At 68.5% G+C, this 26,376-nt stretch carries 25 protein-coding genes; 17 read left to right on the top strand and 8 right to left on the bottom strand.

Annotated features, from left to right (window positions below; genetic code table 11):
• Positions 1 to 2: 2 nt before the first annotated feature.
• From ACZ3HV_RS36340 to ACZ3HV_RS36315, 6 genes are read left to right on the top strand one after another with little or no spacing between them, the layout of a single operon-like run.
• A complete protein-coding gene (locus tag ACZ3HV_RS36340) occupies positions 3 to 959 on the top strand; it encodes an ABC transporter permease (protein ID WP_465691248.1) in 957 nt (318 codons plus the stop codon).
• Positions 956 to 1,939 (top strand): ABC transporter permease, encoded by a 984-nt coding sequence (locus ACZ3HV_RS36335; protein WP_465691246.1) that lies wholly within the window; start codon positions 956 to 958, stop codon positions 1,937 to 1,939. Before ACZ3HV_RS36340 ends, ACZ3HV_RS36335 begins: the two co-directional genes overlap by 4 nt.
• Complete coding sequence (locus ACZ3HV_RS36330) at positions 1,936 to 2,739, top strand: ABC transporter ATP-binding protein (RefSeq protein ID WP_465691244.1); 804 nt, start codon at positions 1,936 to 1,938, stop codon at positions 2,737 to 2,739. Before ACZ3HV_RS36335 ends, ACZ3HV_RS36330 begins: the two co-directional genes overlap by 4 nt.
• Entirely contained in the window at positions 2,736 to 3,560 is an 825-nt protein-coding gene (locus ACZ3HV_RS36325; RefSeq protein WP_465691243.1) for an ATP-binding cassette domain-containing protein, read from the top strand. Before ACZ3HV_RS36330 ends, ACZ3HV_RS36325 begins: the two co-directional genes overlap by 4 nt.
• The gene (locus ACZ3HV_RS36320; RefSeq protein ID WP_465691241.1) at positions 3,557 to 4,837 is read left to right on the top strand and encodes an alpha/beta fold hydrolase; all 1,281 of its coding nucleotides are present in this window, start codon (positions 3,557 to 3,559) and stop codon (positions 4,835 to 4,837) included. The genes ACZ3HV_RS36325 and ACZ3HV_RS36320 overlap by 4 nt, the downstream gene beginning before the upstream one ends.
• A gap of 44 nt (positions 4,838 to 4,881) precedes the next feature.
• Positions 4,882 to 5,565 (top strand): GntR family transcriptional regulator, encoded by a 684-nt coding sequence (locus ACZ3HV_RS36315; RefSeq protein WP_360375656.1) that lies wholly within the window; start codon positions 4,882 to 4,884, stop codon positions 5,563 to 5,565.
• On the opposite strand, the gene ACZ3HV_RS36310 is transcribed toward ACZ3HV_RS36315, so the two are convergent.
• Positions 5,553 to 6,539, bottom strand: coding sequence for a carbohydrate kinase family protein (locus ACZ3HV_RS36310; protein WP_465691239.1), 987 nt, complete (start codon positions 6,537 to 6,539; stop codon positions 5,553 to 5,555). The two genes, ACZ3HV_RS36315 and ACZ3HV_RS36310, sit on opposite strands and share 13 nt — an antisense overlap.
• A gap of 94 nt (positions 6,540 to 6,633) precedes the next feature.
• Between ACZ3HV_RS36310 and ACZ3HV_RS36305 the strand changes: the two genes are divergently transcribed.
• The 6 genes from ACZ3HV_RS36305 (at position 6,634) to ACZ3HV_RS36280 (ending at position 13,249) form a co-directional block, all read left to right on the top strand.
• The gene (locus tag ACZ3HV_RS36305; protein ID WP_465691237.1) at positions 6,634 to 7,269 is read left to right on the top strand and encodes an O-methyltransferase; all 636 of its coding nucleotides are present in this window, start codon (positions 6,634 to 6,636) and stop codon (positions 7,267 to 7,269) included.
• Complete coding sequence (locus tag ACZ3HV_RS36300) at positions 7,266 to 7,919, top strand: ABC transporter ATP-binding protein (RefSeq protein WP_465691235.1); 654 nt, start codon at positions 7,266 to 7,268, stop codon at positions 7,917 to 7,919. Before ACZ3HV_RS36305 ends, ACZ3HV_RS36300 begins: the two co-directional genes overlap by 4 nt.
• A complete protein-coding gene (locus tag ACZ3HV_RS36295) occupies positions 7,916 to 9,502 on the top strand; it encodes a DUF6297 family protein (RefSeq protein ID WP_465691233.1) in 1,587 nt (528 codons plus the stop codon). Before ACZ3HV_RS36300 ends, ACZ3HV_RS36295 begins: the two co-directional genes overlap by 4 nt.
• 151 nt (positions 9,503 to 9,653) lie before the next feature.
• Positions 9,654 to 10,430: a DUF4097 family beta strand repeat-containing protein gene (locus ACZ3HV_RS36290; RefSeq protein WP_465691232.1), complete on the top strand. Its 777-nt coding sequence runs from the start codon at positions 9,654 to 9,656 to the stop codon at positions 10,428 to 10,430.
• Positions 10,431 to 10,468: 38 nt separating this feature from the next.
• The gene (locus ACZ3HV_RS36285; protein WP_465691230.1) at positions 10,469 to 12,625 is read left to right on the top strand and encodes an MMPL family transporter; all 2,157 of its coding nucleotides are present in this window, start codon (positions 10,469 to 10,471) and stop codon (positions 12,623 to 12,625) included.
• A 54-nt stretch (positions 12,626 to 12,679) separates the two neighbouring features.
• Entirely contained in the window at positions 12,680 to 13,249 is a 570-nt protein-coding gene (locus ACZ3HV_RS36280) for an HAAS signaling domain-containing protein (protein ID WP_465691228.1), read from the top strand.
• A gap of 41 nt (positions 13,250 to 13,290) precedes the next feature.
• Here the strand turns inward: ACZ3HV_RS36280 and ACZ3HV_RS36275 are convergent, their stop codons facing one another.
• Positions 13,291 to 13,596 (bottom strand): pyrophosphatase, encoded by a 306-nt coding sequence (locus ACZ3HV_RS36275; RefSeq protein ID WP_465691226.1) that lies wholly within the window; start codon positions 13,594 to 13,596, stop codon positions 13,291 to 13,293.
• A 29-nt stretch (positions 13,597 to 13,625) separates the two neighbouring features.
• The gene (locus ACZ3HV_RS36270; RefSeq protein WP_465691224.1) at positions 13,626 to 14,468 is read right to left on the bottom strand and encodes a peptidoglycan recognition protein family protein; all 843 of its coding nucleotides are present in this window, start codon (positions 14,466 to 14,468) and stop codon (positions 13,626 to 13,628) included.
• A gap of 255 nt (positions 14,469 to 14,723) precedes the next feature.
• Between ACZ3HV_RS36270 and ACZ3HV_RS36265 the strand changes: the two genes are divergently transcribed.
• Positions 14,724 to 16,619, top strand: coding sequence for a glycoside hydrolase family 76 protein (locus tag ACZ3HV_RS36265; protein ID WP_465691222.1), 1,896 nt, complete (start codon positions 14,724 to 14,726; stop codon positions 16,617 to 16,619).
• Here the strand turns inward: ACZ3HV_RS36265 and ACZ3HV_RS36260 are convergent.
• Positions 16,616 to 17,584: an LLM class flavin-dependent oxidoreductase gene (locus tag ACZ3HV_RS36260; protein ID WP_465691318.1), complete on the bottom strand. Its 969-nt coding sequence runs from the start codon at positions 17,582 to 17,584 to the stop codon at positions 16,616 to 16,618. The genes ACZ3HV_RS36265 and ACZ3HV_RS36260 overlap by 4 nt on opposite strands.
• 314 nt (positions 17,585 to 17,898) lie before the next feature.
• On the opposite strand from ACZ3HV_RS36260, the gene ACZ3HV_RS36255 reads away from it, so the two are divergent.
• From ACZ3HV_RS36255 to ACZ3HV_RS36245, 3 genes are all read left to right on the top strand, one after another.
• Positions 17,899 to 18,867 (top strand): aldo/keto reductase, encoded by a 969-nt coding sequence (locus ACZ3HV_RS36255; RefSeq protein ID WP_465691220.1) that lies wholly within the window; start codon positions 17,899 to 17,901, stop codon positions 18,865 to 18,867.
• Positions 18,868 to 18,986: 119 nt separating this feature from the next.
• The gene (locus ACZ3HV_RS36250; protein ID WP_465691218.1) at positions 18,987 to 19,991 is read left to right on the top strand and encodes a zinc-binding dehydrogenase; all 1,005 of its coding nucleotides are present in this window, start codon (positions 18,987 to 18,989) and stop codon (positions 19,989 to 19,991) included.
• Positions 19,992 to 20,037: 46 nt separating this feature from the next.
• Entirely contained in the window at positions 20,038 to 21,036 is a 999-nt protein-coding gene (locus tag ACZ3HV_RS36245; RefSeq protein ID WP_465691216.1) for an RNA polymerase subunit sigma-70, read from the top strand.
• A gap of 85 nt (positions 21,037 to 21,121) precedes the next feature.
• Here ACZ3HV_RS36245 and glnA read toward each other — a convergent pair whose 3' ends face one another.
• Positions 21,122 to 22,546: a type I glutamate--ammonia ligase gene (gene glnA, locus ACZ3HV_RS36240; RefSeq protein WP_465691214.1), complete on the bottom strand. Its 1,425-nt coding sequence runs from the start codon at positions 22,544 to 22,546 to the stop codon at positions 21,122 to 21,124.
• Positions 22,547 to 22,735: 189 nt separating this feature from the next.
• On the opposite strand from glnA, the gene ACZ3HV_RS36235 reads away from it, so the two are divergent.
• On the top strand, positions 22,736 to 23,212 hold the full coding sequence (locus ACZ3HV_RS36235) for an RDD family protein (RefSeq protein WP_465691212.1): 477 nt from the start codon (positions 22,736 to 22,738) through the stop codon (positions 23,210 to 23,212).
• Here ACZ3HV_RS36235 and ACZ3HV_RS36230 read toward each other — a convergent pair.
• The 3 genes from ACZ3HV_RS36230 to lipA form a co-directional block, all read right to left on the bottom strand.
• Positions 23,199 to 24,491: a class I SAM-dependent methyltransferase gene (locus tag ACZ3HV_RS36230; protein WP_465691210.1), complete on the bottom strand. Its 1,293-nt coding sequence runs from the start codon at positions 24,489 to 24,491 to the stop codon at positions 23,199 to 23,201. The two genes, ACZ3HV_RS36235 and ACZ3HV_RS36230, sit on opposite strands and share 14 nt — an antisense overlap.
• A gap of 198 nt (positions 24,492 to 24,689) precedes the next feature.
• Positions 24,690 to 25,385 carry a DUF4191 domain-containing protein gene (locus ACZ3HV_RS36225; protein WP_465691208.1) on the bottom strand — a complete coding sequence of 232 codons (696 nt, stop codon included), beginning with the start codon at positions 25,383 to 25,385 and terminating at the stop codon, positions 24,690 to 24,692.
• Positions 25,386 to 25,402: 17 nt separating this feature from the next.
• The gene (gene lipA, locus ACZ3HV_RS36220) at positions 25,403 to 26,347 is read right to left on the bottom strand and encodes a lipoyl synthase (protein WP_465691206.1); all 945 of its coding nucleotides are present in this window, start codon (positions 26,345 to 26,347) and stop codon (positions 25,403 to 25,405) included.
• Between the last annotated feature and the right edge of the window lie 29 nt (positions 26,348 to 26,376).

The following is a 26,376-nucleotide window of genomic DNA, read 5'->3' as shown; positions in this document are numbered from 1 at the left end:
CGATGACAACGACCCCGACACTGCTCGACGTCGAGGAGGTGGGGACCCCGGCAGCGGCCGGCGGTCCCCCGACCTCGACCCGGCGGATCCTGACCAGGATCACCCAGGACAGAGGCGCCGTACTCTGCCTGCTGTTCCTGGCGATCGTGGTCCTGATGGCGGTGGCCGCGCCGCTGATCACCAAGCTGAGCGGCTGGGGGCCGTACCAGTTCGACTCCGCGGCGATCAACTCCGACCTGGGCGGCGTACCGCGCGGCGCGCTCGGCGGGATCAGCGGGAACCACTGGTTCGGCGTCGAGCCGCAGAACGGCCGTGACCTGTTCGCGCGGATCGTGTACGGCGCTCGCGTCTCCATCACGATCTCGTTGTCGGCGACCGTCCTGACCGGGATCCTCGGGGTCGTGCTCGGCCTGCTGGCCGGGTTCTACCGTGGCTGGGTCGACCAGGTGATCTCGCGGCTGATGGACTTCCTGATGGCGTTCCCGGCGCTGATCTTCATGATCGCGATCCTGTCCTCGCTGCCGGCCGGGAACCGCCCGGTCCTGCTGGTCGTGGTGATCAGCGCGTTCGGCTGGCCGTACCTGGCCCGGGTGATCCGCGCGCAGACGATGACGCTGGCCAACCGCGAGTTCGTCGAGGCGGCGCGGGCGTCCGGGGCGAAGGATTCCGCGGTGGTGTTCCAGGAGATCCTGCCGAACCTGCGCGGTTCGATCATCGTGATGACGACGCTGGCGATCCCGGGCTACATCGGCACCGAGGCAGGTCTGTCCTTCCTCGGCGTCGGTGTCTCCCCGCCGACAGCGTCGTGGGGCCAGATGATCGCGAGCTCGGTCAGCTGGTACTCGGTCGACCCGATGTTCTTCGCGATCCCCGGCGCCTTCCTGTTCCTCACCGTGCTCTCGCTGACCGTCCTCGGCGACAAGATCCGCTCGGTGATCGATCAGGGGGAGGCCGCGTGATTCGCTATGTTCTCGGGCGGCTTGGCGGGGTCGCGGTCATCCTGCTGGCGGTCTGTCTGTTCACCTACCTGATCTTCTTCAAGCTCTCGCCGGACCCCGCGGTGATGATCTGCGGCAAGACCTGTACTCCGGACCGGATCAACTCGATTCGCGACGTACTCGGTCTCAACCAGCCGATCCTGAGCCAGTTCTGGGAGTTCCTGCGGGGCATCTTCGCCGGCCGTGAGTACGGCTCGGTGCACTGCCCGGCGCCCTGTCTCGGGTACAGCTTCCAGACCAACGAGTCGGTGTGGAGCATGATCACCGCCCGGCTCCCGGTCAGTGTCACGGTCGCGGTCGGCGCCGCCGTACTGTGGTTGCTCGCCGGCGTGATCGGCGGCCTGGTCAGTGCGATCAAGCAGGACACGTGGTGGGATCGCACCGCGATGGCGCTCGCGCTGGGTGGGGTGAGCGTGCCGAACTACGTACTCGCGCTTGTGCTCCAGTACGTCCTGGTCGTGAAGCTGCAAGTGCTGCCGTTCCCGTCGGCACCGGCGTTCGCGGACAATCCCGTGCTCTGGTTCGAGTCGTACCTGATGCCGTGGACCGTGCTCGCCGTCGGCTACGCCTGCCTGTACGCGCGGTTGACCCGGAGCAACGTGATCGACACCTTGTCGGAGAACTACTTCCGGACCGCACGAGCCAAGGGCTTGAGCCGGCCACTGATCCTGCGCCGGCACGCGCTGCGGCCTGCACTGACCCCGATCACCACGATCTTCGGGATGGACTTCGCCGGCCTGCTCGGCGGTGCGCTGATCACCGAGACCGTGTTCGGGCTGAACGGGATCGGCAAGATGGCGGCCGACTCGATCGCGAAGAACGACCAGCCGGTGATCATGGCGGTCACCCTGCTGGCCGCCTTCTTCGTTGTCATCGGCAACGTCGTGGTCGACCTCGTCTACACCGCCCTGGACCCACGAGTGAGGGTGACGACAGCATGACGGATGAGCTGTTCGTGGTGGAGGACCTGACGGTCACGCTGCCGACCGGACGTGGTCCGGTGGACGTGGTGAAGAACGTGTCGTTCACCGTCGGCCGGGACGACACGCTCGGGATCGTCGGTGAGTCCGGGTCGGGCAAGTCGATGACGGCGCTCGCCGTCCTCGGGCTGCTGCCGCCCGGAGCGCGGACGTCCGGCAGCATCCGGCTGGACGGCACCGAGCTGCTCGGGCGGTCGGAGCGGGACCTGCGCTCGGTGCGCGGGAATGCGATCTCGATGGTGTTCCAGGATCCGTTGTCGTCGCTGAATCCCTACTACACCGTGGGATTGCAGATCGAGGAGATGTATCGGGCACATCGCGGCGGTTCGCGTCGCGCCGCCCGGCAAGTCGCGATCGAGGCGCTCGACCGGGTCCGGATTCCCGATCCGGGCCGGCGGATCGATCATTACCCGCACCAGTTCTCCGGTGGCCAACGGCAACGAGTCATGATCGCGATGGCCTTGTGCTGCTCGCCGTCGCTGCTGATCGCGGACGAGCCGACGACGGCACTCGACGTCACCGTCCAGGCGCAGATCCTGGAGCTGCTGGCCGAGCTGCAGTCGACCACCGGGACCGGGATGATCTTCATCACCCACGACCTGGCGGTGATCAGCTCGATCGCGCAGCGGGTGCTGGTGATGCGTGCGGGTGATCCGGTCGAGTACGGCACGGCCGAGCAGGTGTTCTCGGATCCGCGGCACGAGTACACGCGCACGCTGCTGGACGCCGTACCGAGGATCGACGACGAGGTGACGGCATGACGTTGCTCGAAGTGCGTGGGGTGACCAAGGAGTTCGTCACCCGCGGCGAAGGGGCGATGGCCCGCAAGTCCACGTTCACCGCGGTCGACGACGTCAGCTTCGAGGTCGAGCTGGGCGAGACGCTCGCGATCGTGGGGGAGTCGGGCAGCGGGAAGTCGACCACCGCGCGGATCGCGGCCCGCCTGCTGGAGCCGACCAGCGGTACGGTCGTGTTCGACGGGCAGGACGTGACCCGGGCGACCGGCAGGGACCTGGCCACGTTCCGGAACAACGTGCAGGTGGTGTTCCAGGACCCGTTCTCGTCGCTGAACCCGCGGTACACGATCGAACGGATCGTCACGGCGCCGCTGACCTACCAAGGGATCACGCCTCCCGGAGGTCGGCGGGCCTGCGCCCAGGAGCTGATGGCGCGGGTCGGGCTGAACCCGGACCACTGCCAGCGGTATCCGGCGCAGTTCTCCGGCGGCCAGGCGCAGCGGATCGGCATCGCCCGGGCGCTCGCGGTGAACCCGAAGTTGGTGATCTGCGACGAGGCTGTGTCCGCGCTCGACGTGTCGATCCAGGCGCAGGTGCTGGAGTTGCTGATGCGGCTGCAGCGGGAGAGCGGGTTCAGCTACATTTTCATCGCCCACGACCTGGCCGTGGTCCGGCAGATCTCGCAGCGGGTCGCGGTGATGAACCAGGGCAGAATCGTGGAGCTGGGATCGCGCGACCAGGTGTTCGGCGACCCCCGCGACGACTACACGAAGACGCTGCTGGCCGCCGTACCGCGGATCAACCCGGAATGGGACGCACGGCGCCGGCGTAAGGAGGCCTCATGACCAGCTACACGATTCCTGGGATGCACGTGCGCGAGCACACGGTCGAGGTGCCGCTGGACTGGTCCGGTGCCGGCTCCGGGACGATCACTGTGTTCGCGCGCGAACTTGTCGATCCGATGCGCAAGGACGACGACCTGCCGTGCCTGCTGTTCCTGCAAGGCGGGCCGGGCGGGAAGGGGCCGCGGCCGGTCGAGCCGTCGGGGTGGATCGGGCAGGCGCTGAAGACCTACCGGGTGATCCTGATGGACCAGCGCGGGACAGGTCGCAGTACGCCGGTCTCCGGGCGGCGGATGGCGTCGTTGAGTGCCGAGGAGGGTGCTGACTATCTGGCGTGCTTCCGGGCTGACTCGATCGTTGCCGATGCCGAGCATCTGCGGACGACGGTGTTCGGTGGGCGCAGGTGGTCGACGTTGGGGCAGAGCTACGGCGGGTTCCTCACGCTGACGTATCTGTCCAAGGCTCCTGAAGGGTTGACGGCCTGCTACGTGACCGGCGGGCTGGCCTCGATCGATCCTTCGGCGGCCGAGGTCTACCGTCGTACCTATCCGCGGGTGGCGGCGAAGAACCGCGAGTTCTACCGGCGCTATCCGCACAACGTGGAGCGGGTCGGCCGGATCGCGGACCGGCTCGCGGCGTCCGACGTACGGCTGCCGGATGGTGACCGGCTGACGGTACGGCGGTTCCAGTCGCTCGGGATCGACTTCGGGATGAAGCCCGGGTACGAGCGGATTCACTGGCTGATCGACGAGGCCTTCGACGGGGACGAGCTGTCCGACACGTTCCTCGGCCAGGTGCTGGGATTGTCGTCGTACAGCGGCGGGCCGTTGTTCGCGGCGCTGCAGGAGAGCATCTACGGGTCCGGGGACGGCGCGACGGGATGGGCGGCCGAGGCGGAGCGAGCGCTGCGGCCCGAGTTCGCCGAGGACGCGCGGCCGCTGCTGTTCACCGGCGAGATGATGTACCCCTGGATGTTCGCGGAGATCCGCGGGCTGCGGCCGTTCCAGGGTGCGGTCGAGGTGCTCGCGCGGCGCCCGCGGTGGTCGGAGTTGTACGACCTCGAGCGGCTGGCGGCGAACGACGTACCGGTGGCCGCCGCGGTCTACTACGACGACATGTACGTCGACTCCGGGCTGCAGCTGGACACCGCGAACCGGGTCGGCAACGTCCAGGCGTGGGTGACGAACGAGTACGAGCACGACGGACTCGGTGCGGAACGGGTGTTCGCCCGGCTGACCGAGCTGGTGCGATCCGTCGGGGGTGGCGTACCCGTCGATTGAGGGCTGGGTGCTTCACAATGGGCGGCGACCAGGGAGGTGAATCGATGGCGGCTGACTCGATCGGGCTGCCGAGCGTACGGCGGCTGGCACAGCGGGAGAACCTGCGGGACAGCGTCGCCAACGCGCTGCGGGCGGCGGTGATCTCCGGCGAGCTGGTGCCAGGGGAGGTGTACTCGGCGCCGATGCTCGGCGCGCGGTTCGGTGTGTCCGCGACGCCGGTGCGCGAGGCGATGCTCGACCTGGTCCGCGAGGGCCTGGTGATCTCCCTGCGGAACAAGGGTTTCCGGGTCACCGAGATGTCCGACGACGATCTCGACAACCTCGCCGCGCTGCGCCAGCTGATCGAGCCGCCGACGATCCGGGACGTCGTACCGGCGATTCCGGCGTCGGACTTTCCGCGGTTGCGCGCGTTGGCGGAGGCCATCGTGGTGGCGGCGGAAGCGGGGGATCTGATCGCCTACATCGAGGCGGACCGGGTCTTCCACGTCACGCTGCTCGCGTACTCCGGCAACCAGAAGCTGGTCGACGTGGTGTCGGACCTGCGGTCGCAGACGCGGCTGCTCGGTCTCACACCACTCGTCGAGAGCGGCCGCCTCGGCCAGTCAGCAGCCGAGCACCACGAACTGATGGACCTGGTCGAGGCAGGCGACGCCGAAGGCGCCGAACAGCTGATGCGCCGCCACATCGGCCACGTCCGCGGCCTCTGGGCCCGCTCTCAGAGCACCTGACCCTTGACGGCCTCTGCGGCGGTTGCGGCGGCGGGGGAGCCGTAGGTGGCGGAGAGGCGGTCCAGGAAGGTGGACTGGTCCAGTGTGTACTCCTGGGTGCCGACCGTTTCCAGGACCGTGGTTGCCAGGGTGCAGCCGAGGTGGGCCGCGGCCTCGTGGTCGAGGCCGGCCGCACGGCCGGTCAGGTAGCCGGCCCGGAACGCGTCGCCGCCGCCGGTCGGGTCGACCAGGCCGGGCGCCGGAACGGCCGGGACCTTGGCCAGGATGCCGTCGGCGTTCTCGATCACCACGCCGTCGCCGCCGTGCGTGGTGATCCGGACGCCGACCCGCTCGAGGATCTCGTTGTGGCTCCAGCCGGTCTTCTGCACCATCAGGCCGGCTTCGTACTCGTTGCTGAACAGGTACGCCGCCCCGTCGATCAGCCGGCGGATATCGGCGCCGTCCATCCGCGCCATCTGCTGCGACGGGTCGGCCGCCACCGCGATCCCGTGCTGCTTGGCCAGCTCGGTGTGCTTGAGCATGCCGTCCGGGTCGTCCGCACCGATCAGCACCAGGTCGATCCCGCCGGCCGCCGCGTGGATCGCGCCCAGGTCGAGCTCCCGCGCCTGCGCCATCGCGCCGGTGTAGAAGGAGGCGATCTGGTTCGCGTCCAGGTCCGTCGTACAGGTGAACCGGGCGGTGTGTACGTTCTCACACACGCGCACGTGCGACACGTCCACGCCGGCCGTCGTCAGCGCCGCGCCGTACTCGGCGAAATCGGCCCCGACCGAGCCGACCAGCAGCGACGGGTGCCCGAGCTGGGCCATGCCGTAGCAGATGTTCGCGGCCACGCCGCCGCGGTGGACGACGAGCTCGTCGACCAGGAAGGACAGGGAGACCTTGTGCATCTGTTCCTCGAGGAACTGGTCCTTGAACCGGCCCGGGAACGTCATCAGGATGTCGGTCGCGATCGATCCGGCGACGGCGATGCGCATGCGGGGTGCTCCCTCGGGTGGGGTGGGTGTGCGGCGTGCGGACAACCCATAGAGACTACAGGCGACCGATCTAATACATGGAGGGCGGGAATTCATGGGTAGCCAGGTGCAGGTGACCGAGGAATTGCACGACTACATGGTCGCGCACGGCATGCCGCTGGACGAGATCGCGACCGACCTGGTGGCGGAGACCCGGCAGCTCGGCGGCGTGTCCGGGATGCTGACCACGTCCGACCAGGCCGGGCTGCTGACCACCCTGACCCGGCTGATCTCGGCGCGGCGGGCGGTCGAGATCGGTACCTTCACCGGGTTCTCCGCGCTGGCGATCTCGCGCGGGCTGCCCGACGACGGGCAGCTGATCTGCCTGGACGCGAGCGAGGAGTGGACCTCGATCGGCCGCCGGTACTGGGAGCGGGCCGGGGTCGCGAAGAAGATCGAGCTGCGGATCGGTGACGGGCACGAGCTGGCGGCGGCCCTCGACGGGTCGTTCGACCTCGCCTTCGTGGACGCCGACAAGCCGGGGTACATCGACTACTTCGAGCGCCTGCTGCCGCTGATCCGGCCGAACGGCTTACTGCTGTTCGACAACACGCTGGCCGGCGGCCGGGTGGTCGACGCGGACGGTCCGGCCGACCGCAAGGAGTTCAACGCGCACATCGCGAACGACGACCGGGTCGACGTGACCATGCTCGGCATCGGCGACGGACTGACCCTGGTACGCAAGAAGTGAGCCCGGGGTCGAGCAAGGCCGCGGCTCGGCTGAGCGTGAAGGAGTTGCAGCACAAGTACGGCGACCGGCCGGTGATCGAAGGCCTGACCTTCAGCCTCGCCGCCGGTCAGGCGATCGCGCTGGTCGGCCCGAACGGCGCCGGCAAGACGACCGTGCTCAAGTGCATCGTGGGCTCGGCGGAACGGGCGGCGGGCACGATCCTGCTCGACGGCCTGCCGATCGACGAACGCGCCGAGGCGATCCGGCGCGATGTCGCCACGCTGCTCGACGACCTCGACTTCTTCCCGGACCTGACCGCGGCCGAACACCTCGACCTGCTCGCTCGTGCGCACGGCAACCCGACTCCGGAAGATCTCGTCGACACGATCCTCGACGACATCGGGCTGCTGACGGCCGCCGATCAGCTGCCGGGCTCGCTGTCGTCCGGTCAGCGCCGTCGCCTCGCGTTGGCGACGGCGCTGGTCCGCCCGCGAAAGCTGATGGTGCTCGACGAGCCCGAGGCCAGGCTCGATGTGGGCGGCGTTCAGTGGCTGTCCGAGCGCCTGATCGAGGAGAAGAAGTCCGGTACGTCGATCCTCTTCGCCAGCCATGACCCATCCCTCGTCGAAGCCGTCGCCGACTCCGTCGTCACCCTCACCCCGCTGCCATGAGCTCAGCGGAAGGACCGGTCGTCTTCGACCCGGCGGACTTCGGTGCGATCCCGACGTCGCGTGCGCTCCGGCAATGGATGCGGACGACGCGGCGGCGACGCGCGGACCGGCCGTTCTCGCAGATCTTCGAGGACATCTATCTGGTGCTGTTCACGCTGGCCATGGTCGGCGCGTGCGGTGGCAACGTCATCCGGCACCTGAACGCCAACGTCGCCCAGTGCACGTCGTTCACGTGTGGCGAGTTGTCGCACTGGATGCCGTGGGTCGTGGTGCCTTTGCTGCTCGCAACCACGATCCGGGTGCTCCTGAGTGTCGGCCCAGTCTCCGCGTCACGCGCCACCGGCTTCTGGTTGCTCGCCACGCCCGTGAATCGGGCTGCTTTGCTGCGACCGACGTACCGGCTGGTGATGGGCATCGTCGCGGTGGTCGGGTTCGTTGCGTCGTTGATCGTGTGGGCGCTGGTCGGCTTGATGTGGTTCGACGTACTCGAGGCGTCGGCGCTGGTCGGAGCGCTGCTCGTCTGTACGGCGACTGTGACGGTGTGGGTCCAGCAGACGGCCGGGCGGTCGCGGTGGGCGCTGCGGGTCGCGGACCTGCTGTTGCTGGCGGCCGCGGTGCCGGCCGTGATCCTCGCTTTGCAAGGCGGCTCCCGGCAGGGCGCCGCTGAGACGCTCGTCATCACCTCGGCCTTCACCGGCTCCGATCCTGCCCCGCTCCTCGTCTTCGGGCAGGTGTCCGCGCCGGGGCTGCTTGACCCGGCGCAGACGCGGCTGCTGGTGATCTTCGCGGTCGTACTGCTCTTGTGCGTGGCGTTGGTGATCGTCACCTCACAGACGCTCGACAAGCTCAATCGGACGACTGTGATCGCGGGTGGGGAGCTGCTGGCCGGTCTCGCGGGTGCCGCGAGCAGTCTGGATATCAGCATGCTGGCGGACGTGGTGGCCGGCCGGCACTGGCGGTTGAAGGGACGGGCGCATACGCGGGGCGGTCGGGGTGCGAACGGTGCTGCTCTGGTGCATCGGGAGTTCCTGCGGATCTTGCGGTGGCCGCGGCGACTCGTGATCGGGTTCGCGCTGCTCGTCGTACCGTATGCGGTGGCGGGCGCGGGGTTCGACGTACTGGTGCCTGTCGCCGCTGGGTTCGCCGGGTTTGTCGCCGTACGTCCGCTGATGGACGGGTTGCGCTCGGTCTGCCGCTCCACCGGGCTGGTCCGTGCGCTCGGCATGGATCTTCGCGAGCTCCGCGTCATCATGGCGGTCGTCCCCGGCCTCTTCGCGGCCGTGTGGGCACTCCTCGCCTTGCCGGCGATCGGCAATGGCCCAGCCGCCTTCGCCGTCGCCGCCGGCATGCTCTCCGGCGCCGTCCGCCAGGCGTCCGCGCGGCCCCCGTCGTACGCCGGCCCGCTGGTCGCCTCGCCCATGGGCGCCATCCCACCCGGCCTCTTCTCCCAACCCATGCGCGGCTTCGACCTGCTGTTGGTCTGCCTGGCCCCAGTCCTGCTGGGAATCAGCTCCACCTGGGTCCTGGCCGTCCCCGCCTTCGTCCTCGCGGTCATGTTCTCCATCCGCCCCAAGACCGCCTGAGATTTCTTCGCGGTTCCCCGTGTCAGGGGTGGTGTCAGCGGCGGTGTCAGGGCGGTGACTGGGCCGCGTCAGGGCGCTCGGTGATTGTTGTCGACATGAGCAAGGCCAAGCCGGGCTCACCAGACACGCACATCACACGAGGAGATTTGTCATGCCTGTTTTCGCTTCGCCGGAGCCGATTACCGCCACGTTGACCACCGCGGGAGCTCAGGTGCGGGTCTCCGCGAGTGAGCGGTCGGACACCGTCGTACTGGTCGAGCCGATCAACAGCGCGAGCAAGTCGGACGTGAAGGTGGCCGAGAACATCAAGGTCGACTTCTCCGCCGGCGAACTGTCGATCAAGACCACCAAGTCGGGCGACAAGAACGGGTCGGTCGCCATCACGATCGAGCTGCCGGTCGGATCCAAGCTGGTCCTGAACACGGCCTGGACCGACGTACACGCCGAGGGCCGGCTCGGTGACTGTGAGCTGAACACGGCATCGGGTCAGGTCCAGCTCGACCACATCGGCGGGACCGCCGCCATCGAGAACGGCGCGGCCGGGGTACGGATCGGTGAGGTCGAGGGCGTCGTCAGGTACGAGGGGTCGAACGGTCGGATCTGGATCGGTCACTCCCTGTCCGATGTCGAGCTCAACGGTGCGGGCGGCAGCTTCGACATCGACCGTGCCGAGGGCAGCGTCATCGCCAAGGCGGGTAACTGCCCGATCCGGATAGGCCGGATCACGCGCGGCCAGGCCGAGCTGATGAACGCCTCCGGCGGCATCGAGGTCGGCATCAGCGAGGGCACTGCCGTCGAGGTGGACGCCAAGAGCACGAAGGGTGCGGTGCGCAACTCCCTGCCCGCGCAGGACGGCCTTGAAGACAACGTCAAGCTCTACGCCCGCACGCGCCTCGACGACATCGTCATCCACCCCGCGACTGTCTGAACACCTACCCACAATTCACTGCCCGGAGGCAGACCGAAATGTTCCACCGCATCGGGCGCGTCGTCGTCCGTCACCCCATCTGGACGATCGTCGCGTGGATCTTCATCGCGGCCGCCGTCGTCGCCACCGCACCCAGCCTCCCGTCGAGCAGTGACGAGAGCAGCTTCCTCCCCAAGAGCTACGAGTCGATCCAGGCCGCGGACCTCCAGCAGAGCGCGTTCCCCAGCGCCTTCACGCCCTCCGCGCTCGTCCTGTACGGGCGTTCCGATGGCGGCAAGCTCACCGAGGCGGACCTGAAGGACGCAGCGCGGATCACCACCGAACTCGGCGCGAAGAAGATCGATCAGGTCCAGCAGGTCGTTCCCGGTCCGGCGTCGAGGGACGGCCGCTACGTACTGGGTCTGGTCTCGATGGACACCAACAACGCCGGCCAGCCGCAACAGCTGGACGCCGCGAAGACGCTGCGCGCCGACGCCAAGGCGCTGACGAAGGGCACGCAGCTCGACGCCAAGCTCGGCGGTTCGGCGGCGCAGGGTCTCGACCAGCAGGCCTCGTCCAGCCGCGCCAACGCGCTGACGTTCGCCGGCACCTTCGCGATCATCCTGATCACGCTGCTGATCATCTTCCGCTCGCCGATTCTCGCCGTACTGCCGCTGCTCGTCCTGATCGCCCTGGTGTCCTCGACGGCGAATGCGCTGATCGCCGACGCCACCAAGCTGTTCGGACTCCAGGCGAACAGCTCGATCTCGTCGCTGCTGATCGTCGTACTGCTGGGGGTCGGCACCGACTACTACCTGTTCCTGATGTTCCGCTACCGCGAACGGCTGCGAGCCGGCGACGAGCCCAAGGAGGCCATGATCAACGCGGTCGGCCGGGTCGGCGAGGCGATCGCCTCCGCGGCCGGTGCGGTCATGATCTCGTTCCTCGCACTCGTACTGTCGACGCTCGGCTTCCTCAAGCAAATGGGCCCGGCGCTCGCCATCACCGTCGCGGTGACGCTGGTCGCCGCACTGACGCTGTTCCCGGCGATCTGCTCGCTGATCCCGCCGCGCGCCCTGTTCTGGCCGTCGAAGGCGTGGCGCAAGGAGCCCGCGAACGCGCGGTTCGCAGCGCTTGGCCGCGGAGTGCAGCGTCGCCCGGCCCTCTTCGCCTGCGTCTCGGGCGTGGTCATGGTCGCGCTGGCGCTCGGTACGCTCGGCTTCAAGGCCACCTTCGACCTGGCGTCCGGCTCGATGCCGAAGACCGAGGAGTCGATGGTCGTCCAGACCGAGATGCAGAACGCCTACTCGGCCGGCGCCGCCGAACCGACCTCCGTCTTCGTCACCTCGACGGGCGATGGCCGCCTCGACACTGCGGCACTACCGGCGTACGAGCGGAAGCTCGAAGCGATCCCCGGTGTCGCGGACGTCCAGCCCGCCGCGATCAGCAAGGACGGCAAGACCGCCAACTTCACGGTCACGCTGAAGTACGGGTCGGCGACCGACGAGGCGATCAGCGCGGTTGGCGACGTACGCGAGGTTGCACACGCCGACGCCCCACCTGGTACGAAGGCCCTCGTCGGCGGCATGTCGTCGATCTACAAGGACATCGACGCCGCGGTCGACCACGACTACCGCACGGTCTTCCCGCTCGCCGCGCTGCTGATCATGGTCATCCTCGGCCTGCTGCTGCGCAGCGTGGTGGCTCCCTGGTACCTGATGGCGTCGGTGGGGCTGGGCTTCGGCGCGACGCTCGGCGCCACAGTCCTGATCTTCCAGAAGGGTCAGGGGCACTCAGGATTGATGTTCATGCTCCCGGTGATCATGTACCTGTTCGTGGTTGCCATCGGCACCGACTACAACATCCTGATGATCTCCCGGCTCCGCGAGGAGGCGCGGGAAGGCCGCAATCCGCGTGAAGCCGCGAGCATGGCCGTGCGGCACGCCGGTCCGACCGTGGCCGCGGCCGGGTTCATCCTGGCGGCCACCTTCGCCACCCTGATGCTGGCGGGCAACTCACTGCTGACCGAGATGGGTTTCGCCGTCTCCTTCGGCATCGTCGTCGCCGCGTTCGTGATGGCGATGTTCTTCACCCCGAGCCTGACCGCCCTGATCGGCCACGCCGCCTGGTGGCCCGGCCACCAGGACCGCAAGACCCCCGCCGACGCGCAGCCCTCGGACAACACCCGCCAGTTGGAGCCGTCCGCAAAGAACTGACAGCCCACCTTGGGCACCGACCAACCATCCAACGTCACGGATTCCGGTTGGTGGGTGCCCAAGGTGCGGGTGGGCGGGGCCCGGGTTGGACTATGTTGGTGTCGGCAGGTACTGCCGGCGGAACGGCGTGCGGAGCTCCTCGCGGAGGTGACCTCGCAGATCGCCGAGGCACGCGCGTCCGGCGCCGTCTCCGAGAGCGAGGTCCGGGAGGTTCTGCAGCGGCTCGGGGATCCGGACGACCTCGTCGCGGCCGCCACCGACGGGCTGGTCCTGGTCGAGGTTCCGCCACGTTTGCGGCTCCGGGAGTTCGGCGCGCTCGCGCTGCTGTGGCTCGGGCCGGTCCTGCTGCTGATCGGCTGGGTGGTCGGCGTCTGGTTGCTGTGGGCATCCGACCGCTGGACCCGTGCGGAGAAGTTGCTCGGCACGCTCGCCTGGCCGCTCGGCTACGCCGCGGCGATCGCCGGCGAGATGTTCCAGCTCCCGGTCTGGCTGACGATCCTGGCCGCCAACCTGATCGTGCTCGCCGTACTCGTCGTGCTGATCAAGAACGCCCGCCCAGGACGGTCAAGCTCCGCCCGCGGTGCCACGGCCACCATCAGGCCGGTTGCCTCAGGCAACAGCTAGACACGGTCACAGCACTCGACCGAGTGACCCCGCGCAACTGGTCAGACCTCGCGGGCCAGCCACTTCTGGTCGATTTCGTGCGGTAGGTCTACGTCGTGCCGGCGAGCGAACAGGATCAGATGGCAGAAGACGTCGGCGAACTCCTGGTGGAAGCCCGCCTGGATCTCGTCCGCGGTGAGTCCTTTGGCGCGCGCCCGTCCGGTGTGCTGGAGGTAGGCCTGTGTCAGCTCACCCACTTCCTCCTGCAACTTCAGCAGGAACCAGTCCGGATCACGCTCGAACCCGAGCGTCTCGCCGTACCGAACCGACAGCTTTTCCAACCGCTCAGCCAACTCCGTGAGATCCACGGAACCAGCCAACCAGCCCCCACCGACAGCTACTTGTCGACCGGCGGCGTCGGCTCGGGATCGGGGACGTCGACCTGCGGGTCGGCGTTCGGGTCGGGCTCGGCGGGGACGTCCGGCAGGTCGACGGCGGGGAAGGTGTCGGGGGCGGTGGCCCAGACCGCGGCGGCCGCGCGGGCCGCGTCGGCGGCGTCGGTCTGGCGCTCGTAGTTCTTGATGTCGAGCGCGTACGCCTGCACCACCGCGGACAGGTCCCTGCGGAGTGCCTTGTGCACCCAGAGGGCGTAGGCCTGGGTGCGGGCCTCGATGAAATTCTTGAGTTCCTGCATCTGGGCGGGGGTCATGTCGTCGTCCTCCGAAGAGCCTGGGGTGAAGTCGCCACGGGCGATCGCGGCACGGGCCGCCGGTCCGGGGCAGTCGGTCGGGTCCGGGCGGACCGCGGAGTGCGGCCTGATCGCCGTACCGCGGGGGAAGATGCGGCGGAAGTCGGCGATCACCGCGCGGGTGGTCGCCTTCATCGCCGCGGTCGGCTGCTCGCCGGTGACCAGGACGAGCAGGATCGCGCCGTACCGCTCGTTCAGGTCGTTGTTGCCGTTCGCGCCGGACTGGATGCGCAGGCCGCGCAGCGTCCAGGCCCGGCCGGCCTGGTCGACCGCGACCTGGTACGCGATGTCGGACCAGCCGCGGGTGTCCATGTGGTAGTCCTGCCACCCGCGCAACGCGGACGCGACCGCGGCCTGGCTGTGGATGACACTCGTCGACCCGGTCCCGGGCCAGTGGATCACCGCGCCTTCGACCCTGGACACGGTCAGGCTGCCCGGGCCGTCGTTCGGCGATCGCGCGTTCCACGCGGACCGGGGTAGATATACGACCATCAATGCTCCTCACATGCCTCACAGCACCCATACCCCACGCTGGCGCTCGGTAATCAACCGATCACACTCGGCACGCGGCCGTCAAGCGATGGGCGCATCCTTCCAGGACCGGAGGGGCATTCGGGGGACGGTGAGTACCGAATGAAGTCTTGACATCGTTGTCTCGACTTGATGAGCTTCCGCTCGGACATCTCTGAAACGTTTCCAACCACCGCCCAGGCCGCGCTGTCGACGAGGCCGACGAGGAGTTCGATCATGGTCGTGATACGTCCTTCGCGCGCCCTGCGCGCTGTCCTGTCCGGTGCTGTCGCACTGGCCCTCGGGATGGCGTCGGCACCGCCGGCCGGAGCTCATCCGGGCCAGGCCGCCGACGGTCCGACCGCGGTCGCGCGGGCCCGGGTCGCCGCCGACGTGCTGATGAGTTCGTACGACCCGGTGAAGGCGTGGTTCCCCTCGAGCTGGTGGAACTCAGCGGTCGCGCTGCAGACCATCGGCGACTACATGCAACGCACCGGCGACCGGCGCTTCCTGCCGCAGCTGGACAACACGTTCGAGAAGGACAAAGGAGTATTCCCGGCCGGATACCTCTCAGGCGATCCGCTGCTGGGCAACTTCACCAGTCGCGCGATCGACGATTCCGAGTGGTGGGGGCTGACCTGGATCCAGGCCTACGACCTGACCAAGAACCGCAAGTACCTCGACATGGCGGTCACGATCGCCGAGTACGTCGAGGGCTACTGGGACCCCAGCTCGTGTGGTGGCGGCGTCTGGTGGGACGGGGAACGCACGTACAAGAACGCTGTCACGAACGGACTCTGGATCCGGCTGACCGCCGAACTGCACAACCGGCTGCCTGGTGACAGCCGCTGGCTCGGCCGGGCGCAGGAGGGCTGGAACTGGCTCACCGGCAGCGGGATGATCAACTCCAACGGTCTGGTCAACGATGGTCTCAACGGCAGCTGTGAGAACAACGGCGGCACGGTGTGGAGCTACAACCAGGGCCTGGCGATCGGTGCCGGTCTGGAGCTGTGGCGGGCGACCCGGAACCCCGCGCTGCTGACCGCCGTACGGCGGCTGGCCGACGCCGCGATCGGATCCGGTGGCCTGGTGACGGACGGCGTACTGACCGAGTACTGCGATGCTCCGGATCGGCAGTGCGACGACAACGGCAAGCAGTTCAAGGGAATCTTCCAGCGGTACTGGATGGATCTCGCGGACACCACTCATGACGCGCGGTACGCCGCCTTCGTCCAGCAACAAGCCACTAATGTGTGGGACCACGACCGTGACGCGGCCGGGCGACTGGGGGAGCGCTGGTCCGGTCTGACGAATGCAGATCACCCGAACGCGTTCGACTGGCGTACTCAGGCCAGTGCGCTGAGCGCCCTGATCGCAGTCGTGCCGAAGCAGACTCCGAATCAATCACTGTCGGCGACCCTGAGTCCTGCTCAGCCGGTGGTGATGCCGGCGAGCGGCCCGACCCACGTCAAGCTCAAGGTCGATCTGCAGGCCACTGCGCCGGCTGGTTCTCCGGTCAAGGTCGAGGTGAAGGCGGCGGCGCCCGCCGGGTGGACAGTGACACCGGTTCGCTCGACGACCACGCTGCATCCGCGTGGGAACGCCGTACCCGCGAAGTCGAGTGTCGACCTGGACGTGACGATTCCCGGCGGCGCGGCCGACGGGCACTACGCGGTGACCGCGACGGCGACGTCTGGTAGCAAGCTGGCGTTCAGTGCGCAGGCCGACATCCTGGTGGCGCACAACGTCGACTTCGACACCGGTACGGCGGCCGAGACGCCCTGGTTGTGGGACGCGGACGGCTCGCAGAGCAACGGCGTCCAGAACCGGTTCGCCGACGGCAACTCGTACTTCGTCTACCGCTTCCCGTTCCCGGCCGATGCCACCGCGGCGCACGCGACGCTGACGATCGACAACGAGTACGTCGTTCAGGTCAGCGGTGACGGTCAGAACTGGACCACTGTCCTGACCGAGACCCGCCAGATCCACGACGGCGAGAACAAGGCCGACCAAACGATCGACCTGACCCCGTACCTCGGTCCGGACAAGGCCGCCTACATCCGGGTCTCCGACTCCTTCCCCACCGACGGCTGGGGCGGCCGCGTCTACCACCTGAGCGCGAGCTACAGCTAGGAGTTCTTCAGCAGCGGCAGGAGCTGGTCGCCGACGCGGATGGTCTCCTCCCGGTACGGCGTGTCGGACAGGATGAAGTGGGTGATGCCGAGGTCCTGGTATCGCCGCAAGGACTTCGCCACGTCCTCGGCCGATCCGACGAGCCAGGTCGTGCCGGCGCCGCCTCCGCCGTACTTGCCGGGCGCGGTGTACAGGTTGTCGTCCAGGACCTCACCGCGCTCGGCGAGCTCGAGCAGGCGCTGCTGGCCGACGGCCTTGAACCAGCGGCGGTCCTTGGAGCCGTGCGCCTCGGCCATCGTCGCGACCCTGGCCTCGGCGTCGGCCCAGGCCTGCTCGGTGGTGTCGCGGATGAGAGTGGTGATCCGCAGCCCGAACTCGAGCGGCGCGTGCTCACGCTCGAGGTCGGACTCCAACTGCCGCAGCGTGCTGATCCGCTCGGCGATCCCGTCCAGCGGCTCACCCCAGAACAGCTGTACGTCGGCATCGGTCGCAGCCACCCGCTGCGCGGCCTCCGATGCTCCACCGAAGTACAGCCGCGGATGCGCCCGCCCTTCCCGTACGACGGGACGCGTCGCGACCGTGGACCCGGTCACCGAGAAGTGCTCGCCCGTGAAGGTCACGTCCTCCTTGGTCCACAAGCGCCGTACCAACTGCAGGAACTCACGGGTACGCGCGTACCGCTGGGCCTGATCGCCCTCGGAGTCGCCGTACGCGGCGAGGTTGTCCTGGCCCGACACGATGTTGATCAGCAGGCGCCCGCCGGTGAGCTGGTCGAGCGTGCCCGCGGCCGACGCGAAGTGCGCCGGCTGCCAGTACCCCGGCCGGATCGCGACCAGCGGCTGGAAGGTCGTCGTCCGCGCGGCCAGCGCGGTCGCGACCGTGAAGGTGTCGGGACGGCCCCACCCGGTCCCGAGCAGCGCTCCGCCCCAACCGTGGTCTTCGGTGAGCCGGGCCAGCTCGGTCAGCCGGTCGAGGCTGTTGTGTCCCTGGACGGCGTCGTCCCCGCGGTGACCGGGAGCGACCTGGTTCGGGATGTACAGAGGAAGGTCATATAAACAGTTTATGTTGACTCGATTAGTCGACTTTGGAATCGTCTCGCGGTCTGGTCAAGCCGATCGTGCCGGGGTGACGCTGGAGTCATGACTGCGCAGGCGTTGAGCGCGCAGGGCCTCTGACTCAGTACTGCGATTTGTGGGCTTCAGTTTGTTTCCGTGTTGGACGGAAACAGGGGGTCGTGACCAGGATGCTGGAAACGTTCCCGCGACGGTCGGAGGATCCGATGGCTGAGGCAAGGCGACGTTCGCTCGGTGTGGGTGGACCAGAGGTCAGTGCGCTCGGGATGGGGTGCTGGGCGATCGGGGGACCGCATGCGCGGCAGGGGAGTCCGGTGGGGTGGGGGGTGATCGACGACGACGAGTCGAAGCGGGCGCTGCGACGTGCGTACGACCTCGGGGTGACGTTCTTCGACACCGCCGACGTCTACGGTTGCGGGCACAGCGAGAAGCTGATCGCCGCCGCGCTCGGCGACGTGCGGGACGAGATCGTGATCGCGTCCAAGGCCGGTTACACGTACGTCGAGGAGACGCGGGAGGCACCGGGGGAGAACGGCGACCCGGACTACATCCGGTGGGCCTGTGACGAATCGCTCCGCCGGCTCGGCACGGATCGGATCGACCTGTACCAGTTCCACCTCGGCGGCTACGACCTGGCGAAGGCGGACGACGTACTCGCGGTGTTCGAAGAGCTGGTCGCGGCCGGAAAGGTCCGGGCGATCGGGTGGAGCACGGACAGCCCGGAGCGGGCCGCCGTGTTCGCGAAGAGCGAGCACTGCAAGGCGATCCAGCAACACTTCAACGTCTTCGGCGGCAATGACGAGGTGCTCGAGCTGTGCGAGCAAAGTGGTCTCGCGAGCATCGTCCGCGGTCCGCTCGGCATGGGCCTGCTGACCGGCAAGTTCACGCAGGACAGCAGTCTGCCGGCGGACGACGTACGGAACGGCTGGAACTTCCGGTCCGGCGACCAGGCAGAGTCCCTCCGCCGCCTCGACGCCATCCGCGACGTCCTCACGTCCGGCGGCCGCACCCTGGCCCAAGGCGCCCTCGCCTGGCTCTGGGCCCGCAGCGAAGCCTTCATCCCCATCCCTGGCTTCAAAACCACAACCCAGGTAGAAGAAAACGCCGGCGCCCTGGCCTACGGCCCGCTGTCCTCCGACCAACTCGCCGAGGTGACCACGATTCTCACTCGGTAACAGAGCGGCTGCCCGCGGCAGCCGATTCCTTTGCGCGGTGGCGGGGGTCTACCTGGTAGAAGGCCGGCCCGCTGGACGGGGCCGGTCTCGATCATGCCGAGAAAGGAACGGTGATCGCCATGAGCATCCCCGCCACCATCCCCGTCACCATGCGCGCCCTGCAGCAGACGTCCCGCAATGGTCCGCAGGACATGCGGCTGATCACCGACGCACCGGTGCCCGTGCCTGGCCGAGGGGAGGTCTTGATCCGGGTCACCGCCGCCGGGATCAACTTCGCCGACATCTCGAGGGCCCACGGTACGTTCCTGGATGGTCCAAGGCCGCCGTACCTGGCCGGTTTCGAGGCCGTCGGCGAGGTCGCCGCGGTGGGCGAGGAGGTGACCGGCCCCTGCCCTGGGACTCGCGTCATCGGCGTCGGGAACGGTGCGTTCGCCGAGTACATGGTGTTGCCCGCGGCCGCAGCGACGGCGGTACCCGGAGGCTGGACGGAGCAGCAGACGTTGGGCTTGGTCGTGAACTGGCCCACCGCGCTGGCCGCACTCAAGCCTCTGGGTGGCATCGCTGTCGGGCAGACCGTGCTGATCCATGCCGCGGCGGGTGCGACCGGCCAGGCTGCGGTGAGAATGGCCAAGCACTACGGCGCGACGGTCATCGCCACCGCCTCTGCAGGCAAGCACGAGACCGTACTCGCGCTGGGTGCCGACCACGTGCTGGACTCCGTCGGCGGCGACCTGGTCGCCGAGGTGCTGCGGCTGACCAGCGGCGCCGGTGCCGATCTGGTGCTGGAGTCCGCAGGCGGCAGCACCTTCGAGGCCAGCCTGGCCGCGGCCAAACGGGTGACCGGGCGGGTCATCGTCTACGGCCTGGCAGGCGGCGAAGCCACGATCACCAACTGGGAACTGGTGTACAGACACCAGGTCCACATCATCGGCCTCAACCTCGGCGTGCTGATACAGGCCGCACCGCAGATCTTCGGTGAGCTCATGGCTGAGCTGTTCGCGCTCATCGCTGCCGGGGTGCTCACCCCCGGCCGGCCCACCGCGTACGACTTGGCCGACGGTGCGAAGGCGCTGGCGGAACTGGAAGCCAGGGCCACCATCGGCAAGCTGGCCCTGCTGCCGTGAGTCGGGCTATCGAAGGGCCGGCAGGCCGTCGGCCTAAGCTCGCCGCATGACGGCGCAGTTGCGGGCGACTCCGGCTCAAGATCGGTTCGCGGCCGAGACGGAGCGGTTTCGGCGGGAGCTGTTGGCGCACTGCTACCGCATGGTGGGCTCGGCGTACGACGCCGAGGACCTGGTGCAGGAGACCTACCTGCGGGCGTGGCGGTCCTACGCCGGATTCGAGCGCCGCGCGTCGATCCGGTCCTGGCTCTACAAGATCGCCACCAACGTGTGCCTGAGGGCGTTGGAGCCGCGCCGTATCCGGGTACTGCCGTCGGGACTGGCCGGCCCGTGCGACGAACCCGACCGCGTGCCGACTCCTGCCGCGCCGGGCGAGGTCTCGTGGCTGGAGCCGTTGCCGGACGCGTGGATCGCCCCGCCCAACGATGATCCGGCCGCGGTGGTGGTCGCGCGGGAGTCGCTGCGGCTGGCGCTCATCGCGAGCTTGCAGCACCTGCCGGCCCGTCAGCGCGCGATCCTCATCCTGCGCGAGGTGCTGGCCTTCTCCGCGGCCGAGACCGCGGAAGTCCTCGACACCACCACCGCCGCGGTGAAGAGCGGCCTGCAGCGCGCCCGCGCTCGGCTGAACGAACTGGAGCCGGAGCCCGCGGAGCTGCTCGAACCGACCGACCAGCGGGCCCGCGCGCTGCTGGACGGGTACATCGCGGCCTTCGAGCGGTCCGACGCTGCCCTGCTGGAGAAGGTGCTGCGTACGGACGCCACGCTGGAAGCGACGCCGTTCCGTGACTGGCAGGCAGGCCGGGCGATGTGCATCCACGTGCTCGGCGCCTACGTGCTGGGCACCCCGGGCGATTGGCGGATGCTCGCGACCACCGCCAACGGGCAACCCGCGGCCGTCGTGTACCACCGGTCCGCGGACGGCGTGCTTCGGGCGAACGGCGCCGTGGTGCTGGCCACCACCGCCACCGGTGTCTCACGTGTGGTCGCGTTCCACCACCAGCCCACGCTGGTCGAGCTGTTCGGCTTCCCGGACGTGTACCCGGACTGATCCCGACCTGATCCCGGCCTGAACGGCCGAGGCCCCCGATCGCCGGAGCGGTCGGGGGCCTCGTCGTACGGCGGGGGTTGCGAACTCAGACGTCGTAGTAGAGCTCGAACTCGTGCGGGTGGGGGCGGAGCTGGATCGGGGCGATTTCCTGCTCGCGCTTGAGGTCGACCCAGGTCTCGATCAGGTCGGAGGTGAAGACGTCACCCTCGAGCAGGAACGCGTGGTCGGCCTCGAGGGAGTCGATCACGGCCGGGAGCGAGGTGGGGACCTGCGGGATGCCCGCGTGCTCCTCCGGCGGCAGCTCGTAGAGGTCCTTGTCGACCGGGTCGGCCGGCTCGATCTTGTTGCGGATACCGTCCAGGCCGGCCAGCAGCTGGGCCGAGAAGGCCAGGTACGGGTTGGCGGACGGGTCCGGGCAGCGGAACTCGATCCGCTTCGCCTTCGGGTTGGACCCGGTGATCGGGATCCGGATGCAGGCGGACCGGTTGCGCTGCGAGTAGACCAGGTTGACCGGCGCCTCGAAGCCCGGGACCAGGCGGTGGTAGGAGTTCACCGTCGGGTTGGTGAAGGCCAGCAGCGACGGGGCGTGCTTGAGCAGGCCGCCGATGTACCAGCGGGCGACGTCGGACAGGCCGCCGTACCCGGACTCGTCGTAGAACAGCGCGTCGCCGCCGGAGAACAGCGACTGGTGGACGTGCATACCGGAGCCGTTGTCACCGAAGATCGGCTTCGGCATGAAGGTCGCCGTCTTGCCGGCCGCCCAGGCGGTGTTCTTGACGATGTACTTGAACTTCTGCAGGTTGTCCGCGGTCTTCAGCAGCTCGTCGAAGCGGAAGTTGATCTCTGCCTGACCGGCGGTGCCGACCTCGTGGTGGGCGCGCTCGACGATCAGCCCGGACTTTTCCAGGTTCAGCGTGATCTGGTCACGCAGGTCGCCGAAGTGGTCGGTCGGGGCGACGGGGAAGTAACCACCCTTGTAGCGCACCTTGTACCCGCGGTTGCCGCCGTCCTCGACGCGGCCGGTGTTCCAGGCGCCGGCGACCGAGTCGATCGAGTAGTAGCCCGAGTTCTGCTTGGTCTCGAACCGGACGTCGTCGAAGACGTAGAACTCGGCCTCGGGTGCGAAGAACGCGGTGTCCGCGATGCCGGTCGACTTCAGGTACTCCTGCGCCTTCCGCGCGATGTTGCGCGGGTCACGCGAGTACGCCTCGCCGGTCAGCGGGTCGTGGACGAAGAAGTTGATCGCCAGCGTCTTCGTCCCGCGGAACGTGTCGAGGAAGGCGGTGGTCGGGTCCGGCAGCAGCTTCATGTCCGATTCGTGGATCTGCTGGAACCCGCGGACCGACGAACCGTCGAACATCAGGCCCTCTTCGAACACCTCGGGCCCGAACGACGACACCGGGACGGTGAAGTGCTGCATGATGCCCGGCAGGTCGGAGAACCGGACATCGATGATCTCGATGCCTTCGTCCTTGACGTAGGCGAGCAGCTCCTCAGCGCTGGAAAACATACGTACTCCTAGGGTGGCTCAGAGATTGATCTGAACGTAGGGCCTCGGCATTACTCGGTCGTGACCCCAATGTTTCGCGGATGTTACGCCCAGCGTGTCCGCGCTGACCCACTGGTGTACGGCGGTGACGCCCTGAGATCTCGCGGTCCGCTGTCGGCGGGGCGTGGGCGCTTCCGTAGGCTAGCCATCATGGCATCATCGGCGCAGCCGGGCACAGGACCCTCCGAAGAATTCCGTTTTCCGGGGAACCGCCTCGGCCTGCCACAGGACGGTCCGGGCTCGGTCGCGACGTGGGGCCGGCGCGTCCTCGCGCTCTTCGTGGACTGGCTGATCGCCGCGCTGATCGCGTCGGCGGTCACCTCGAAGCCCATCTGGGCCGGCGGGAACGACTTCAGCACCGCGCAACTGGTCACGTTCTTCGCGATGACCGCGATCCTGACCGGTCTCGTGGGCGGGACGATCGGTCACCGACTGTGCGGGCTCCGGGTGATCCCGGTCCGCGGCGGTACGACGTACACCACACAACCCGGCCTGCTCGCCGGGGTGATCCGGGCCGTGCTGATCTGCCTCGTCATCCCCGCTGTGGTTTTCGACCGGGACCGGCGAGGACTGCACGACCTCGCCGCGAAGACGGTCGTCGTCCAGCGACAAGTCAGCGGCGCGTGAGGCGCAGTTGCACGTCGTCCAGGTAACCGGTGCGGAAGCCGGCTTCGGAGTAGGCAAGGTAGAACTCCCACATCCGCTGGAAGGTGCCGTCGAAGCCGAGGGCCTCGATGGCCGGCGAGCGGTCCATGAAGCGGTTCCGCCAGATCCGCAGCGTCCGCGCATAGTCCGCGCCGAGGTGGCGGATCACCTCCGCCCGCAGGCCGGTGTGCTGGGTGGTGACGTCCTCGATCACCTTGATCGACGGGATCAGGCCGCCGGGGAAGATGTACTTCTGCACCCAGGTGAACGTGTTCCGGGTCGCGAGCATCCGCGCGTGCGGCATCACGATCGCCTGCACCACGGCGACCCCGCCCGGGGCCAGCCGTCGCTCGATCACGTCGAAGTAGACCGGCCAGTACTTCTCGCCGACCGCCTCGATCATCTCCACACTCAGCACGGCGTCGAACTCGCCGATCTGGTCGCGGTAGTCACGCAGCGCCACCTGCACCCGGTCACTCACCCCGGCGTCCGCGATCCGGCGCTGTGCGAGCAACGCCTGCTGCGAGGCGATCGTGATCGCGGTCACCCAGGCGCCACGCTGGGCCGCGCGGATCGCCAGACTGGCCCAGCCACAGCCGATGTCCAGTACGCGCGACCCGGACACAACGCCGGCCGCGTCGAGGATCGAGTCCAGCTTGTTCAGCTGCGCTTGGGTGAGCTCGTCGTACGACGCCGTCGCGAGGTCGGCCATGACAGCGGAGGAGGCGTCGCCGCCGAAGTACGCCGCGGAGTACGTCAGCGTGGGGTCGAGGAACTCGGAGAACATCGCGTTGCTCAGGTCGTAGTGCCGGCTGACGTTCTCGCGGGCGCCGGCCCGGTCGTTCTCCTGGTCGCCCGGCTGTGAGCGGGTCACCAGCCAGCGCAGCGACTGGGCCCACTTCGGCAGCAGGTGCCGGGTCTCCTCGTTGCTGAACCGCTCGGCGAACGGGACGAGCAGGTCGGCCAGGTCCGTGCCGGGCTCAGGGTCCCAGTCGCCGGCCAGATAGGCCTCGCCGAACCCTGATCCGGCGTCCTGCCCCAGCCGGTCCAGGAAATGTGCGCCCCGGTGGACCCGCATCGCCGGGCCGCCCAGGCCGTACGTCCGGTTCTCCAGGTGGATCGTGGCCGGCAGGTCCTTGGCGATCAGACGGATCGCGGCCAGCGCGCCGGCCCGGCGTACCGGGTTCGAGCGCGGGCGGGCCAACGTCGGCCACGTCTCCGCCACCGGCCGGTGCACACCCGCCGGTAAGAGATCCGTCATGGTCGTCAACCTCGTGTCCTCGATCCGTCAGCGCCCGCACACAGTCGCACCTTAAGGCCCAACCGCCACCCCACGACGCGACACGAAGGCACACACGTGCCACGTCACGACTGATCAACTGCTGAGCGGCTGCCGGGTTACCGGCAGCTCACTCAGCGAAAGGTGTTCGTCGTCCCCCGGCGCCGATCAGCGCCCCTGTCAGCGCCCCTTCATGGCCTGCCGGGCGCCCTTGAGGCTGGTCGGGACCGGGCCCTTCGGCATCGGCACCTGCGGGCGGACGGCGTCCAGCGCCTTCAGCCGCTGCAGCAGGTCGGTGATCTCCGACGGCTGCAGCGCCTGCGGCAGCTTCATCACGTGCTTGGTCAGCTTGCGGATGTCGATCTCGCCCTCGCCCTGACCGGCGACGATCTGGATCACCGGGGCGCCGCCGGCCACCCGGGTGTGCTTCTTGCCCTCGGCGGCGAGCAGGTTCTTCACCCGGCTCGGCTGGCCCTCGCCGACCAGGACGATGCCCGGCCGGCCGACCACGCGGTGCACGATGTCGGCGTTCTTGGTGACCGCGATCGCGGGCGTCACGGTCCAGCCCCGGCGCAGCGTCTGCAGCGCGGACGCGGCCGCACCGGCCTGCCCCTCGATCTGGCTGTACGCCGCCTTCTCGACCTTGCGGCCGAAGATGATCGTGGCGGCCAGGAACCCGAGCGCGACACCCAGCGGGATCCAGACCAGCAGCGGTCCGACCAGGAAGCCGAGCACGACGAACACGGCGACGATGCCGAGGAAGATCCCGGCGAGCACCAGTCCGACCGTCGGGTCGGACTTCTTGGTCAGCTGGTACGCCGACCGGATCTGCTTGAGCCGGCTGGTCTTCTCTTCGGGCGCGTCGTTCTTGGCCATGTCTCCCGGATTCCCTGTTATGCGTCTTGTACCGCGGAGTTCATCCGCGATTCCACAGCCTGACGGTACAGCCGACCGGCCCGGTACGACGAACGCACGAGCGGTCCCGACATGACTCCGGCGAAACCGATCGCCTCGGCCTCGTCCTGCAGTTCCACGAATTCCTCCGGCTTGACCCACCGCTCGACCGGGTGGTGCCGCACCGAGGGGCGCAGGTACTGGGTGATCGTGATGATCTCGCAGCCGGCGTCGTACAGGTCGAGCAGCGCCTGGCTGACCTCCGCGCGGGTCTCGCCCATGCCGAGGATCAGGTTGGACTTGGTCACCAGGCCGTAGTCCCGGGCCTGGGTGATGACGTCCAGCGAGCGCTCGTAGCGGAACCCGGGCCGGATCCGGCGGAAGATCCGCGGCACCGTCTCGACGTTGTGCGCGAACACCTCCGGCCGGGACGAGAACACCTCGGCCAGCTGCTCGGGTACGGCGTTGAAGTCCGGCGCGAGCATCTCCACGCCGGTGCCCGGGTTGAGCTCGTGGATCTGGCGGATCGTCTCGGCGTACAGCCAGGCGCCGCCGTCGTCCAGGTCGTCGCGGGCGACGCCGGTCACGGTCGCGTACCGCAGGCCCATGGTCCGGACCGACTCGGCCACGCGGCGCGGCTCGTCGCGGTCCAGGTCCTCCGGCTTGCCGGTGTCGATCTGGCAGAAGTCACAGCGCCGGGTGCACTGGTCGCCGCCGATGAGGAACGTGGCCTCGCGGTCCTCCCAGCACTCGAAGATGTTCGGGCAGCCGGCTTCCTGGCACACCGTGTGCAGTCCCTCGGACTTCACGAGTTTCTGCAGCGCCTGGTACTCCGGGCCCATCTTGGCGCGGGTCTTGATCCACTCGGGTTTGCGCTCGATCGGGGTCTCCGCGTTGCGCACCTCGAGCCTGAGCAGTTTCCGTCCTTCTGGGGCGATGGTCACGCCCTCCAGGGTACGCGGCCCCGGTCAGC

Source organism: Kribbella sp. NPDC020701 (genome assembly GCF_055562215.1).
The sequence above is the reverse complement of the archived record's forward strand: the minus strand, read 5'-3'. Positions and strand labels throughout refer to the sequence as shown.

Coding starts and splice junctions, on each gene's coding strand:
- ACZ3HV_RS36250 (WP_465691218.1), top strand. CDS start 18,987: ATGAGCATCCCCGCCACCATCCCCGTCACCATGCGCGCCCTGCAGCAG.
- ACZ3HV_RS36295 (WP_465691233.1), top strand. CDS start 7,916: ATGAGCTCAGCGGAAGGACCGGTCGTCTTCGACCCGGCGGACTTCGGT.
- ACZ3HV_RS36225 (WP_465691208.1), bottom strand. CDS start 25,385: ATGGCCAAGAACGACGCGCCCGAAGAGAAGACCAGCCGGCTCAAGCAG.
- ACZ3HV_RS36245 (WP_465691216.1), top strand. CDS start 20,038: ATGACGGCGCAGTTGCGGGCGACTCCGGCTCAAGATCGGTTCGCGGCC.
- glnA (WP_465691214.1), bottom strand. CDS start 22,546: ATGTTTTCCAGCGCTGAGGAGCTGCTCGCCTACGTCAAGGACGAAGGC.
- ACZ3HV_RS36310 (WP_465691239.1), bottom strand. CDS start 6,539: ATGCGCATCGCCGTCGCCGGATCGATCGCGACCGACATCCTGATGACG.
- ACZ3HV_RS36235 (WP_465691212.1), top strand. CDS start 22,736: ATGGCATCATCGGCGCAGCCGGGCACAGGACCCTCCGAAGAATTCCGT.
- ACZ3HV_RS36325 (WP_465691243.1), top strand. CDS start 2,736: ATGACGTTGCTCGAAGTGCGTGGGGTGACCAAGGAGTTCGTCACCCGC.
- ACZ3HV_RS36305 (WP_465691237.1), top strand. CDS start 6,634: ATGGGTAGCCAGGTGCAGGTGACCGAGGAATTGCACGACTACATGGTC.
- ACZ3HV_RS36230 (WP_465691210.1), bottom strand. CDS start 24,491: ATGACGGATCTCTTACCGGCGGGTGTGCACCGGCCGGTGGCGGAGACG.
- ACZ3HV_RS36255 (WP_465691220.1), top strand. CDS start 17,899: ATGGCTGAGGCAAGGCGACGTTCGCTCGGTGTGGGTGGACCAGAGGTC.
- ACZ3HV_RS36265 (WP_465691222.1), top strand. CDS start 14,724: ATGGTCGTGATACGTCCTTCGCGCGCCCTGCGCGCTGTCCTGTCCGGT.
- ACZ3HV_RS36285 (WP_465691230.1), top strand. CDS start 10,469: ATGTTCCACCGCATCGGGCGCGTCGTCGTCCGTCACCCCATCTGGACG.
- ACZ3HV_RS36330 (WP_465691244.1), top strand. CDS start 1,936: ATGACGGATGAGCTGTTCGTGGTGGAGGACCTGACGGTCACGCTGCCG.
- ACZ3HV_RS36270 (WP_465691224.1), bottom strand. CDS start 14,468: ATGGTCGTATATCTACCCCGGTCCGCGTGGAACGCGCGATCGCCGAAC.
- ACZ3HV_RS36290 (WP_465691232.1), top strand. CDS start 9,654: ATGCCTGTTTTCGCTTCGCCGGAGCCGATTACCGCCACGTTGACCACC.
- ACZ3HV_RS36340 (WP_465691248.1), top strand. CDS start 3: ATGACAACGACCCCGACACTGCTCGACGTCGAGGAGGTGGGGACCCCG.
- ACZ3HV_RS36320 (WP_465691241.1), top strand. CDS start 3,557: ATGACCAGCTACACGATTCCTGGGATGCACGTGCGCGAGCACACGGTC.
- ACZ3HV_RS36315 (WP_360375656.1), top strand. CDS start 4,882: ATGGCGGCTGACTCGATCGGGCTGCCGAGCGTACGGCGGCTGGCACAG.